Annotated in this window: 14 protein-coding genes; 12 read left to right on the top strand and 2 right to left on the bottom strand. The window is 36.5% G+C overall.

Features of this window, described 5'->3' with window-relative positions; all coding sequences use genetic code 11:
- From EPU_RS05440 to EPU_RS05405, 8 genes are all read left to right on the top strand, one after another.
- On the top strand, window positions 1-1,149 hold the full coding sequence (locus EPU_RS05440; protein ID WP_010167409.1) for a LegC family aminotransferase: 1,149 nt from the start codon (window positions 1-3) through the stop codon (window positions 1,147-1,149).
- On the top strand, window positions 1,142-2,206 hold the full coding sequence (locus EPU_RS05435) for a nucleotidyltransferase family protein (RefSeq protein WP_010167408.1): 1,065 nt from the start codon (window positions 1,142-1,144) through the stop codon (window positions 2,204-2,206). Before EPU_RS05440 ends, EPU_RS05435 begins: the two co-directional genes overlap by 8 nt.
- 12 nt (window positions 2,207-2,218) lie before the next feature.
- Window positions 2,219-3,112: a hypothetical protein gene (locus tag EPU_RS05430; RefSeq protein WP_010167407.1), complete on the top strand. Its 894-nt coding sequence runs from the start codon at window positions 2,219-2,221 to the stop codon at window positions 3,110-3,112.
- Between the two features lie 93 nt (window positions 3,113-3,205).
- Complete coding sequence (locus tag EPU_RS05425; protein WP_010167406.1) at window positions 3,206-3,886, top strand: acylneuraminate cytidylyltransferase family protein; 681 nt, start codon at window positions 3,206-3,208, stop codon at window positions 3,884-3,886.
- Window positions 3,887-3,916: 30 nt separating this feature from the next.
- The gene (gene neuC, locus EPU_RS05420) at window positions 3,917-5,062 is read left to right on the top strand and encodes a UDP-N-acetylglucosamine 2-epimerase (protein ID WP_010167405.1); all 1,146 of its coding nucleotides are present in this window, start codon (window positions 3,917-3,919) and stop codon (window positions 5,060-5,062) included.
- Window positions 5,063-5,098: 36 nt separating this feature from the next.
- Window positions 5,099-6,112: an N-acetylneuraminate synthase gene (gene neuB / locus EPU_RS05415; protein ID WP_029488072.1), complete on the top strand. Its 1,014-nt coding sequence runs from the start codon at window positions 5,099-5,101 to the stop codon at window positions 6,110-6,112.
- A gap of 15 nt (window positions 6,113-6,127) precedes the next feature.
- The gene (locus EPU_RS05410) at window positions 6,128-6,760 is read left to right on the top strand and encodes an acetyltransferase (protein ID WP_010167403.1); all 633 of its coding nucleotides are present in this window, start codon (window positions 6,128-6,130) and stop codon (window positions 6,758-6,760) included.
- Window positions 6,761-6,776: 16 nt separating this feature from the next.
- A complete protein-coding gene (locus EPU_RS05405) occupies window positions 6,777-7,757 on the top strand; it encodes a hypothetical protein (RefSeq protein WP_029488071.1) in 981 nt (326 codons plus the stop codon).
- Window positions 7,758-7,767: 10 nt separating this feature from the next.
- Here the strand turns inward: EPU_RS05405 and uvrB are convergent, their stop codons facing one another.
- Together uvrB and EPU_RS05395 are read right to left on the bottom strand one after the other, a co-directional pair.
- Complete coding sequence (uvrB, locus tag EPU_RS05400) at window positions 7,768-9,747, bottom strand: excinuclease ABC subunit UvrB (RefSeq protein WP_010167401.1); 1,980 nt, start codon at window positions 9,745-9,747, stop codon at window positions 7,768-7,770.
- 111 nt (window positions 9,748-9,858) lie between these two features.
- Window positions 9,859-10,926, bottom strand: coding sequence for a YkvI family membrane protein (locus EPU_RS05395; RefSeq protein WP_010167400.1), 1,068 nt, complete (start codon window positions 10,924-10,926; stop codon window positions 9,859-9,861).
- A gap of 205 nt (window positions 10,927-11,131) precedes the next feature.
- Here EPU_RS05395 and EPU_RS11625 point away from each other — a divergent pair, with 205 nt between their 5' ends.
- The 4 genes from EPU_RS11625 to EPU_RS11620 all read left to right on the top strand — a co-directional run.
- Window positions 11,132-11,950: a hypothetical protein gene (locus tag EPU_RS11625; RefSeq protein ID WP_010167399.1), complete on the top strand. Its 819-nt coding sequence runs from the start codon at window positions 11,132-11,134 to the stop codon at window positions 11,948-11,950.
- Between the two features lie 132 nt (window positions 11,951-12,082).
- Window positions 12,083-12,409, top strand: a complete 327-nt coding sequence (locus EPU_RS05385) for a hypothetical protein (RefSeq protein ID WP_010167398.1) — start codon at window positions 12,083-12,085, stop codon at window positions 12,407-12,409.
- Window positions 12,410-12,481: 72 nt separating this feature from the next.
- Window positions 12,482-12,922, top strand: a complete 441-nt coding sequence (locus EPU_RS05380; RefSeq protein WP_010167397.1) for a universal stress protein — start codon at window positions 12,482-12,484, stop codon at window positions 12,920-12,922.
- A 58-nt stretch (window positions 12,923-12,980) separates the two neighbouring features.
- A partial coding sequence (locus tag EPU_RS11620; RefSeq protein WP_010167396.1) for a hypothetical protein occupies window positions 12,981-13,465 on the top strand: 485 nt, incomplete at its 3' end.

Below are 13,465 nucleotides of genomic sequence, written 5' to 3'. Positions count from 1 at the left end.
ATGATACCGTTATCAGTACCAAATCTTAAAGGTAATGAATTAAAGTATGTAACAAAAGCATTAGAGGCCGAGTGGGTTTCTACTGGAGGCGCGTATATAAATCAGTTTGAGAAAGATTTAGCTGAATATATATGCGCACCCGCGGCAGTGGCAGTGGCAAGCGGAACTGCAGGATTGCATCTTGCGTTACTAGAAGCCGGGGTTACTGCAGGAGATTACGTAATTGCACCGACGCTTACGTTTATAGCTGCAGTAAATCCGATCAAATATGTGGGAGCGGCACCGTTGTTTATGGATTGCGACGATAGCCTATGCCTCGATGTTGCAAAGGTAGAAAAGTTTGTTGCAACTGAATGTGTATTTGCAAACAATGTGTTGACATTTAGAGATAAGCCGATCAAGGCAATTATGGTGGTTCATGTGTTTGGAAACCTTGCCAATATGATGGCGCTTATGGCAATAGCAAGGAAGTATAATCTAAAAGTGATAGAAGACGCGACTGAGGCACTAGGAACTTATGCTATAGTCGATGGTCACAAAAAATTTGCAGGTACTATTGGGGACTTTGGGGTATTTTCGTTTAATGGAAACAAGATTATAACAACAGGCGGCGGCGGAATGGTTGTTGCGTTAGACGCAGACAAGCTCAAGCATATTAAATATCTGAGTACTCAAGCAAAAGACGATGAGTTAAACTATATCCATAACGAAATAGGATATAATTATAGAATGACTAATGTTCAGGCTGCAATTGGAGTGGGGCAGCTCGAGCAGCTGGAGAAATTTGTTGCTATTAAAAAAAATAACTATGAGCTATATAAGGAGTTGTTAAAAAGTGTTACTGAAGTGGAATTGATAAACTTTAGAACAGATATAAGACCGAATTATTGGTTCTATAGTGTGCAATTTGCTGAGGGGATTGATATTGGAAAATTTATACAATCATTGCTGCATAAGGGCATAGGGTCGCGGCCCATTTGGGGATTGATCCATAAGCAAGCGCCATACCAGAGTGATTATGCTTTCGAAATAGAAAGGGCAGATAAATACGTAACTTCTATTATCAATATTCCATGTAGCTCAAATCTAAAAAGCGAGGAGATTCAAAATGTTGTAACGGCAATTAAGGAGATACTAGCAAATGGATAAAGAATTAAACGACTTGATAATAGATAAAAATTGTACTGTAAAACAAGCGATCAAAAGATTAGATGATACAGCTAAGAAGATTCTCTTTGTGGCAAACGATGGAAAGGCAGAAGGAACCATCACAGACGGCGATGTTAGGCGATGGATTCTAAAAAATGGCTCTTTAGATGCAGATGTTACCAATATAATGAATACCAATTTTTTGTATGCGCTACACGATGAAGAAGAAAAGATTCAAGAGATATTTAGCGGCGGGATCATCTTTGCTATTCCTATTTTAGATGTGGATTATAAAATTATAGACATAAAATTTGTTGAGCGAGTAGTTAATAGTGTAAAAAAAGAGTGCGCACAGCTCAATGCTAAAGTTGTGATTATGGCAGGTGGAAAGGGCACCAGGTTGTATCCTTATACACAAATTTTGCCAAAACCACTCATTCCAATTGGTGAAAAAACTATCTTAGAGCATATTTTATCTCGATTTAATAACTATGGTTGCGTTGATTTTTTTCTAACACTAAATTATAAAAAAGGGATGATTAAAAGTTATTTAGAAGACATAGAGAGTCCATATAATTTTTCTTATATAGAAGAAAGTGATTTTTATGGCACTGCAGGAAGCCTGTCGTTATTAAGGGGAAAGCTTACCGAAACATTTTTTGTTACAAACTGCGATATTCTCATTGATGCTCGCTATGACGAAATTATTGCGCATCATAAAGCCAATAAGAACCAAATTACGTTAGTGACTTCGCTTACCACCTATACAATTCCATATGGTGTGGTGATAACAAAAGATGAGGGGGAGGTTTGTGCCCTTAGTGAAAAGCCAGAGTATAGTTTTCAAATTAATACAGGAGTGTACGTATTGGAACCAGAAGTTTTAGAGGATATACCCAGCAATGTGTTTTTTCATATTACAGATTTGATAGAAATATATTTAGAGCAAGGCAAAAAAGTGGGAACGTTTCCGATTAGATCTGGGCAATGGCTAGATATGGGAGACCTTCATCTGATGGAAGATATGATAGAAAAAATCGATCGAATCGACAACTAGAAAGGAGCTTATATGACTGTTTTAGAAGAAGAATTACATTTGAAAGCTGCCAATATTGCTAAAAATGGAGAAAATAACCAACGTAAGCTAGATGCGTATGCTAGGGAATTGCTAGAGTTGGCAGAAGATACTCAAAGTGAGTTTGCTGTATCTGCCTTAAAAGATTTAATTATCAACGAAAAGATTGATTTTGTATTTAGGATGTTTGTATTTTTGATGCTTAAGAGAATCAGCCTGATACCGAATTCGACATTTGAGGTTGAACCAGRGATGTATGACTATATGCTATTGCAATTAAAAAATTATGTTGATGCTAGCGAAATGCCATTTTTGACGCCAGATGATAGAAAGTCGCATCGATTAGTCATTGTGGTAAATCAGTTTTTGGGCGTTGGAACTCTAGAAACAGAGGAGTTTGCAAAAATTATTCAATGTATCGATAAATATTTTGATCAAATTACAGAAGTATATATTATGAATTCTGATTCGCTTTTGCAGGAAATTTCACTGGCCAAAAAGTATAGAGTTGGTGTTAGCATAAATCCTGAAGTTGAAGAAGAAGTACAGTTAATATTAAATGAGCATAAAATATTTCGATGTGGTGTAGGATACGAAGAGAAACGAGAGCTAGAGTATCTTGATAGGTTGGCATACTTCACACACTATATCTGGAAGCTCAAGCCATATCGCGTTATTGCGCTAAATACTCTCAATTTCTTGGCAGAGCTGGTAAATAACTTTATAGAGGTCTTTACCGTAGCCTATGATAGCAAGCATATCGATTGCCATACCCAACACGTGATTGTTTTGGATAAAGACACTGCTATAAAAGAAGGTCGTATGGAACTCGAAGAAGAAGAATACTATAAAAAAATGTTAAACTATATTTTAAATGGCATTAAATAAGGCAGTGATTAGTATGTGGTGGCTAGCAGATAAAATCCTAACTGCTAACCGCTAACTATTAGTCACTGCTATTTTAATAGAGGAGTAATGACTATGGAGATTTTGGGAATTATACCGGCAAGGGGAGGGTCAAAAGGTCTTCCTGGAAAAAATATCAAAATGCTTGGTGACAAACCGCTTATTGCATACACTATTGCAGCTGCAATAAACTCGAAGCATATAACTCGCACTATAGTTTCGACCGACGATGCGGCAATTGCGGAAGTTGCCCTCAAGTTTGGAGCAGAAGTACCGTTTATGCGTCCCGAATGTTTGGCCACAGATACGGCAACTAGCGCGGAGGTGGTCTTGCATTTACTAAAAACTCTCGAAGGAAATGGATATATGCCAGACTTTATATGTTTGCTTCAATGTACATCGCCTTTTAGAACGGCAGCAGACGTCGATTCCTGTATAGAAAAATGTTTAAACACTGGTTTTGATGCTTGCTATAGCGTAACAGAAGCACGGAGCAATCCGTATTGGATGAAAGTTTTTGAAGGTAACCAGTTAAATTCATTTATTGATGCAGAAATGATTTTAAGACGGCAAGATCTGCCTACAGTATATGAGTTAAATGGTGCGATATACTTTGCCAAAACAGAAGAAGTGATCAAAAACAAAAGTTTACACCTAGCAAATGCTACTGGATACGTGATGCCAATTCAAAAATCTGTAGATATCGACACCGCTTTGGAATTTGAGTTGGCAAAAATGTTAATGAATAATATATAAATGGCTTGCTTAAACCAAAAGGAGAACGTGATGAAAACAATTATGGTAGTGACAGCAACTAGAGCAGAATATGGATTATTGAAAAATGTATTGCGACATATTCAGGAATCAGACGATCTTGAACTAATATTGATTGTGACGGGAACTCATTTAAGCGAAAAATATGGCTTGACTGTTGAAGAGATCGAGCAAGATGAAATCCCCATTGCTGCCAAAATATCCATGGAAGTGGAAGATGCTGGAAAGTCAGGTATTGTGAAATCGATGGCAAAATTAATGGGTGCATTAGCAGATGCAATAGAAGAGTTTAAGCCAGATATGCTGCTAATATTGGGTGACAGATATGAGATGTTGGCCTGTGCCAGTGCGGGAACAGCGATGAACATTCCGATTGCACATATAGCTGGTGGAGAAGTTAGCTATGGAGCAAATGACGAGCAAATTAGACACGCCATTACGAAGATGTCGCATATTCATTTTCCGGAAGCCGATGTCTATGCAAACAATATAAAATTTATGGGAGAGGAAAAATTTAGAGTCAAACAAGTGGGTGCATTGGGAATAGAAAATATAATCACCACCAAGCTGTTATCTCACAAAGCATTAAATGAACAATTAGGAGTGGCTGTAGATGCCGACACATTTTTAATAACCTATCACCCGGCAACGCTGTCAAAGATGTTAGCATATGAAATGGATGAGCTGATAACCGCACTAGATGGCTTTAACAATACTATGATAATCACCTACCCCAATGCCGATAATGGCGGAGAATATATTATAGAACGATGGAAAGAATTTCAGGCAACTCACAAAAATGTGTTTCTATTTAAATCTTTGGGCACTCAAAAATACCTAAGCACAATGAAATATGCGGGGCTGATCATTGGCAATTCATCGAGTGCRTTAATCGAGGCACCGATATTTAAAAAGCCTGTGGTAAATATTGGCAAAAGGCAAGCCGGAAGACTTATGGCAACTAACATATTGAGCTGTTCGAATAAAAAAGAAGACATAGCAAAAGCCATTCAAAAAGCACTGAGCCCAGAGTTTAGAAATAAGGTAGATCGCACAGTTAGCTTATACGGAATAGGAAATACCAGCGAGCAAATAGTCAGCATATTAGAAGATTTGGAAATTAACGAAAGACTGATTACAAAAAAATTAGTATTTTAATGCGCAGATACAGATAATTTTTGAGGAGATGATGTGATGTTTATTATAGCAGAAGCAGGCGTAAATCATAACGGCGATGTTGCAATCGCAAAAAAATTGGTGGATATGGCCGCACGATGCGGTGCTGATGCTGTCAAGTTTCAAACATTTAAAGCATCAGATGTTGTGGCTGCAGCTGAAGCAAAGGTGGCGTATCAGCAAGCTAATGATGCAACTGTAGAAACTCAATTTGAAATGTTAAACAGGTTGGAGCTGACATATGATGAATTTAGAGAGCTCAAATGCTATTGTGATGAGGTAGGAATTATGTTTTTATCGACTCCCTTTAGCGTAGGCGCACTCGATTTTTTGGTTTCGATAGGTATGGAGATAGTGAAGCTTAGTTCAACAGAGGTGACAAACGCGCCATTTCTAGCTGCTGCTGCAAAATCTAAAAAGCCGATAATCCTTTCGACAGGGATGAGTTTTTTTGAGGAAGTTGTGGATGCAGTAAACATATTGGAAGAGGCTGGTGCGGCAGAGATAACATTGCTTCATTGCACCACCAATTATCCGACTGCAATAGCGGAGGCGAACATTCGTGCTATGGTAAAGTTAAAAGAGGTTGCCGCAACGGTTGGATATTCAGATCACACGGACGATGCGATATGCGCRGTTGTTGCAACAGCCTTAGGTGCCCAAGTGATAGAGAAACACATTACGTTGGATAAGAACATGGTTGGCCCCGACCACAAGGCTTCAGCGACAGAAGTAGAGTTTGCGGAATACGTTTATCAAATTAGAGCAGCCGAAGTTGCCTTGGGCGATGGTATAAAAACACCAACCGCTGCGGAAGATTTAATGAGAAGCAAGGTAAGGCGAAGTATTGTGGCCAAAATTGATATAGCAGCTGGAGCGATTATCGACGCATCTATGTTAGATTTTAGACGTCCRGCAGCCGGAATTTCGCCAATGGCCTGYAAAAAAATATTAGGGAAAGCGGCAGCCACTAATATAAAAAAAGATGCGATTATAATGCCCGAAGATATAGCAGGTAGTTTGATGTTGTAGAAAAGAGGTGCGCTTGTGGAAAAAAAAATTGTGATAATCGGTGCTGGGGGGCATGCAGGAGTTGTAAAGGATGTTATAGAAAGTGATGGGAGATACGCAATAGCTGGAGTGATAGATGCGAGGTTTGCAAAGGGAAGCTTGTGGAAGGATGGAATTTATTCTTTGGGCGGTGATGAAGAGCTTGAGCATGTGTTTGAAGCGGGGGTGGGCAATGTAGCGATTGGAATTGGTCAAAATGCGCAACTGCGATTTAAAATATATAGCAAGTTAAAGAAAATCGGATTCAAATTTCCTACATTGGTGCATGCTAGTGCCGTAATTTCGGATTCGGCAACGATTGATGAAGGAACTATAATTATGCCAGTAGCAGTTATAAATTGCTATGCAAAAATTGGGAAATTTGGTATAATAAATACTGCAGCTATAGTTGAGCACGATTGCCGGATAGGCGAAAATGTTCATGTGGCGCCCGGTGCTTGCGTATTGGGAGGAGTCTCAATTGGCAATAATTCGCATGTGGGGGCAAAGGCTGTGATAATACAATCTCGTACAGTAGGAGAAAATGTTATTATTGGCGCAGGTGCAGTAGTCACAAAAGATGTCTCGAAGGAAAGTATCATTGTAGGCGTTCCAGCGAGATCTATATAATAAGGAGGTTGCAAATATGTCAAAAATATTAATCAAAGTAGATGAAGGTAAGAGAGGTGAGTTAAAATCATTTCATAGAATGGATGCATTGGCTCAAGTATTGCAAAAGTATTGTGAAATAACGTTTTATTGTGATGCGAAACACAGTAGGGGAATATCGTATCTGCGAACAAAGGGATATAATGTGTATGAATATGCGGATCTGCTGGGCGAGTTAGAAAGATTTAAAGGGGATTGCATAATAATAGATAGTCCGCTTAAAACTAAGGAATTTAACAAAAAATGTCCGAAAATATTTAAAAAAATAATATGTGTTGATGAGCAAAATGATAATCCTTTTATGGAGTGCGATATGATTATTAATCCTGTGTATGGTAGCAAGCAGAGGAATTATTTTGCGTCAAACAATTGTGAAGTAATAGGAGATAAAGATGCGTTGTTGATACGAGATGAATTTTTGCATTCCCCAATGGTGCCGATTGAAGATGTAAAGAATATTTTGATGTTTGTTGACCATGTGCGAACAGAAGATTTGTTAATAGATGTTACGGAATTAAATTATAATATTAAAGTRATATTAGCAAAYGGAATGGAAAAGACAAAAAAGATGCAAACCAGAATAAAAAGTAAGCGAGTGGAATTTTTCACCGAGGATGATTTTGACAGTGTAGTGTGGACGTGTGATATGGCGTTGATGAGTTATAATAACTATATGTATGATTTGATAGGGATAGGAATGCCGACCATAGGAGTTGTAGTGCGACGAACCGAYATAGTGTGGGGRCAAAATTTGTGGCAAGATATGTTAATTGAGGGAYTRGGAATTGTTGGAATGGTGAGTGCTGCGCAAATGACGAARCAAGTGCAGATATTTGCACAAAATAGAGTTCAGAGACAAATAGTACAAAATAAAATGCAAGACCTCGTTAGCCGCGATTCTAAAGAGGCGCTGGTAGATGCTATTATGGCAGTTTGTGATTATTCAAAAAATACATAAAAGAATTATACTATATAATTGTATAATATTTTTTGAGTTCGATTAGAGCGTCTCGGAGAGTGGCAGCTTTCTCAAATTCCAGCTCCTGAGCAGCTTTTTTCATCGATTTTTCGGTTTTGGTTATTGCGCGTTCAAGTTCGACCGCACTCATAGACTCTGGGGATTTATTTATTGTGGTTGCGGTTTTTTCAGATTTTGTTGCAGCAATCAGTTCGCGGACAGCTTTTTTTATAGTTTGTGGAGTGATTCCATGAGCTTCGTTGTATTCTTGCTGAATTTTGCGTCTTCGATTTGTTTCGTCTATTGCGATTTTCATACTTCTGGTAATTGTATCTGCATACATTATGACGCGTCCTTGGCTATTTCTGGCAGCGCGACCTATGGTTTGGATGAGTGATGTCGCAGAGCGTAAAAAACCTTCTTTATCGGCATCGAGTATGGCAACAAGCGAAACTTCTGGTATATCAAGCCCTTCTCGCAATAAGTTTATTCCCACTAGCACATCAAAAACTCCCATTCGCAAATCTCTAACTATCTCTATGCGCTCCAATGTTTCTATATCTGAATGTAAATACTTTACTTTGATTCCCACTTCCTGGAGATACGCAGTTAAATCTTCGGACATTCGCTTGGTTAGGGTGGTAACTAGTACTTTTCCAGCAGCTGCAACAGTGGAGTGAATTTGGGTAAGCAGATCATCAATTTGTCCGGTTAYGGKCTTGATTTCTATTGCAGGATCCAGAAGGCCTGTAGGACGTATTAGCTGTTCGCCTATCGCTTCGGAATGTTCGAGTTCGTATTGCGAGGGTGTTGCAGAAACATATAAAATTTGATTTATCTTTTGCTCAAATTCATCAAAATTTAGAGGTCGATTATCTATCGCAGAGGGCAATCTAAAGCCATAGTCGACGAGAGTACTTTTGCGTGCACGATCGCCATTAGACATTCCTCGAATTTGAGGCAGAGTAATGTGAGACTCATCGACTATAATAAGATAATCATCTGGAAAATAATCTAGCAACGTAAAAGGGGTGCTACCATAATCGCGGCCAGATAGATGCAAGGAATAATTTTCAATTCCAGAGCAATACCCCATCTCGCGCAGCATTTCTATGTCGAAGTTTGTACGTTGGGTGAGTCTTTGCATTTCTAGTAGTTTATCCTGCTTTTTCAGTTCCAGCAGTTGCGTATTTAATTCGGATTCGATTCGTTTTATGGCAGCTGAAAGTTTGTCAGGAGAAACTGTATAGTGTGAGCCAGGAAAGATAGAAACGTGATTGCGGATGCCTAAAACCTTGCCCGTCAATGAATCTATTTCAGAAATTTTTTCGATTTCATCTCCAAAAAACTCTACTCTAATAGCGCTTTCGCTCATTCCTGCAGGAATAACTTCTACAACATCACCTCGAACTCGAAATGTACCCCTGCTGAAGTCATCATCGTTTCTAGTATATTGAATGTGTACCAATTTTCGTAATAGATCATCGCGATCGAAATCCATTCCGGTGCGTATGGAAAGCACTTGATCTTCGTAGTCTAGGGGGTCRCCCAGTCCGTATATGCAAGATACACTGGCAACGATGATTACGTCGCGTCTTTCGGCTAACGACGCAGTAGCAGAGTGGCGCAGCTTGTCGATTTCTTCGTTTACGCTGGAATCTTTTTCTATAAAGGTATCACTTTGAGCGACATATGCTTCTGGCTGATAATAGTCATAATAAGAGACGAAATATTCTACAGCATTATCGGGAAAAAATTCCTTAAATTCACTGTATAGCTGAGCTGCAAGTGTTTTGTTATGAGCAATAATTAGCGTTGGTTTTTGCGTTTGTTCTATTATATTGGCCATTGTAAAAGTTTTTCCAGATCCTGTTACACCAAGCAAAGTTTGATATCGATTTCCTGATTCTATACTTTCGGATAGTACTGAAATGGCCGCAGTCTGGTCCCCCATGGCAGCAAAGTCCGAGTGTAATCTAAATTTTTTCATATATTATGCTCTCCTTTTCTATTTTAGAGTATTCCCAAAAAGAGCATAAAAATAACATGATTTGAGACAAAGAAAAAGTGCCAACGTGATATGCATYGGCACAAGAAAATATTAATTATATACTTTGGTCAAGCTTACTTTTTGCTTTGTATAGAACGTAATAACGCAAATAACAAAAGCGAGACTTAAAACGCCATAAAGAGGATATAGCATATCTACCAAATTTGTAAAGCCTACAGATGATAAAGGAAGTGCAAGAACAATGCTAAGAAAAACACCATGGCGATACGAAATATTAAATTTGGTTTCTAATGTTTTGGTAAGGCCATAAATATTGGAAATCTGAGAAGAGAACATCTCGAGCCAAATCATAAATAGCAATGCGACTTGGAGCCATGGGGCGATTCTTTGGGCAACTGCCAAAATTGGGATTTCATATTTAATAGCATAAGTGGGATTTACCATCATTAAAAATACAATAATAATACTAATTATGGTTAAAATAATACTACCTATTACGACACCTCGAAGAAGAAGTTTGTTGCTTTGAATTTCACTAGCAAGAGGAACTAATATCCCTACAATAGAAATAATATTAAAGCCTGCATATACAAAAGAGGAGATGAGATAACTTTTTTTATGATAAGGTAGTGAAACTATGTATTCAAAATTCATTTGGTCCTGATTGTTCATGCCATATCCAATAAATATAGAAACCATAATGATAATTAAAATAGGTACGGTAACATTATTTACTTCAAAAATACCTTTAGTTTCTCTTAATAAAAATATAACACTGATAACAATCATTAATGCAATGCCAAAAATTTTATCGATGCCAAAATATTGTTTGATCACAGAGCCGCTTCCGGCCAAAATTATAGATGTGGAGCAAAGTAAAAATAGGGTTAAAATTATGTTTGTGAAGATAGCAATAGGTTTTGGACATACTAAATTTATAAATTCACCATATGATTTTACCTTGTATTTAATACTCAAAAATATTATCATCTTTCCAACTATTACATATAATAAAGCACAGATAAAAAGACCAAAAAAGCTTTTATATCCATATATAGCAAAAAACTGAGTTAATTCACGTCCTGATGAAAGACCGGCTCCAACAATACTGCCGACAAAAACAAGACCTATTTGAAACGATAGTATAAAATTTTTCATTAGTTTAACCTCCTAATACTAAAATGCTTGTCCAATTAAGATATATATATGCTGTGAGCCCTTCAAAATATTACCGCAAAAAAAATATAAAAATTTTTAAAAAAAGACAGGCGCACTTTTTTATAACCCTGCATACTATACTACTATGAATAGTAAAAACATTCAGAAGCAAGATCAAAACTAGATTTAATAGGAGGTTATCAATATGCCATGTAATTGCAATAAATTAAATCCATCAGAAATGTCAAGAGCATCATATTCGATGTTTGCGAGTAATATAAAGCCAGATGATAAAAACAAGGTGTTCGTAATAGATCCACAATGGTTCGCGCATTATCCGTATATTTATCATAACTGCCAAGGCTACGGTGCAAATTATCCTTGTAACAAAGAATGCCCTGGGGATAGCAACATTATGCCTATTATAATAGATAATCAAACACCATCGATTCCGTCAACCCCGTTTAACCCTAACTATGTAGTTCCCGGAGATAGCTCAGGAGCTGCACTCAATCAAGAGATAATAGATTATATCTATCAATATATAGCAACGCATCCTGTTCCGTCTCCAAAACCAGATATAACTCCGATGCAACCAGTGATGCCAGGAAGTGGTCCAGGACCAGTAATTACTCCGGAAATAATTAATCAATATGTACCTGGTGGCGCTATATATCCAGGCATACAAACTAAGGAAGTGCCATTTGCTAAGCAGACCGGACCAAACTCCAAACCAGGAGAATATTATGAACTTAAATGCGTAAATGAAGAAGGACACTATACCTGTGTGATAGCCAAGCATTGGGTTGAGGTAGTAACAGGTGAGGATGGCAATACTAAATTTGTACCAAGAGTTGAAAATATTCCAATAAAGTTAACAGGTTTAGATAGTTTATTTGAAAAAGTAGATAGTATTAAAGCGGATGAATATGAGTGTGATCCAGCTTGGTTTAAAGACCACTACTACGGAAGATGTATACCGTTTAATCGCAGCTATATTCCACCTTGGATGGGTAGAAAATAATACTCTCGAAATTAAAAGATTCTAAAGAAGTTTGATAGAAAAAGTAAATCGAACTTCTTCTTATTTTCATATTAGGGTATAAAGTAATTAGGATAGATAGCTATTCTAATTATATTTTTTTGGAGGGATTTTATGGAAATTTTGTCAAATGCAAACGAAAATGAATATATTATTAAGGTGACAAATACGTCAACAGATACAGTTAATAATGTTAAGCTGCATTTCAAACCATTAAGTTCAAATATAAATAAGGTGACAGATTTGATAGAAAAATTAATAATACATAGAGAACGTGGAAGTTTTTTGCTTGATAAATTGGACACAGATATGTTGATAGGAAATTTGTCTCCAAATGAAAGCGCAAAGATTCAGTTTAAATTGAAAAAATCGGTTAAAACAATGGATATTGATAGCATTTTTTCTAATGTGGAATTAAAATCTGAAAAATTTATGGATTAAATTTCATTTTAAGCCTAGATCTTAATCCAATTTATGGTATAATATAAAAAACGTCAAAGGAGGAATGAATATATGAATATTCTATTACCAATTTCAAATGCTTTGGATTCCAAAGCGTTATTGTATGCAGAAGACATAGCCGTGCAAAAAGGGGCAAAACTTTTTATTTTGTACATCACCAGTCCACTGACTTTTTCAAGCGTTTATGCATATCCAAGTATTTTGTATTCTATCGCAAACTTAAATATGGACAGTATTGATACAGCTCATAGAGCCATTACTACCAAGATTAAGTCTATAATAACTCGCACTGATAAAGAGGTAATTTGTCAAATTGGACCGCAAATTGATACTATAATTAGTGTGGTGAGTGAATATAATATAGATTTAATTATTTGTCCAGAGGAGCAAAATTTATTTGATAAATTAACTAATAATTTTAATAAAGATAGATTAGCAAAGAAAGTAAGTATTCCTATTATGTTATATTCAGAAGAAAGAAAGCAAGCGTAAGATGTTTTTTAGGGGTAGAATATACTACCTCTATTTTTATTAATATTGAGGTGAAGAAATGCCAACAAATGCTGCATTAAATATTCTTTTTCATTCTAAAATTAATGGAGATCTAACCGAATTATTAGATTTAAAAGATTATATGGCCAAGCAAATAATAGGTGACAGCAAAATTGCTGAGAGAGTCGTTAAAGAAGATAATATTGCTTTTTTACAAAAACAAGAAATAAAAAGAATTTTAGGTGATCGAAAAAAAAATAATTTAACCAGAAGTGCTGAACAAAATGACCAAATATCAAAATATAATCCATTTATATATATGGAAATTAGCCAGATAAATAATGCCATTAATTTAAATATAAAAAGCTCGTTGATTGCCAACTACTACTTTAAGGGATATCGCACAACGAAAATAACTATTCAAAATATGAATGTATCCGATAAAACTATTTTTGAAGTAAAAAATCAAACCAATATGTATGCAAATGAAAAGTTTTCTCTGGCATTTACGGAAATTAAAAATGGAAAAATCGTTGGATATTC

Origin of the sequence: Candidatus Epulonipiscium viviparus, from assembly GCF_000171335.1 — a bacterium.
Taxonomy (GTDB): Bacteria; Bacillota; Clostridia; order Lachnospirales; family Cellulosilyticaceae; genus Epulonipiscioides; species Epulonipiscioides viviparus.
This window is presented reverse-complemented; position numbering and strand designations above follow the sequence as displayed.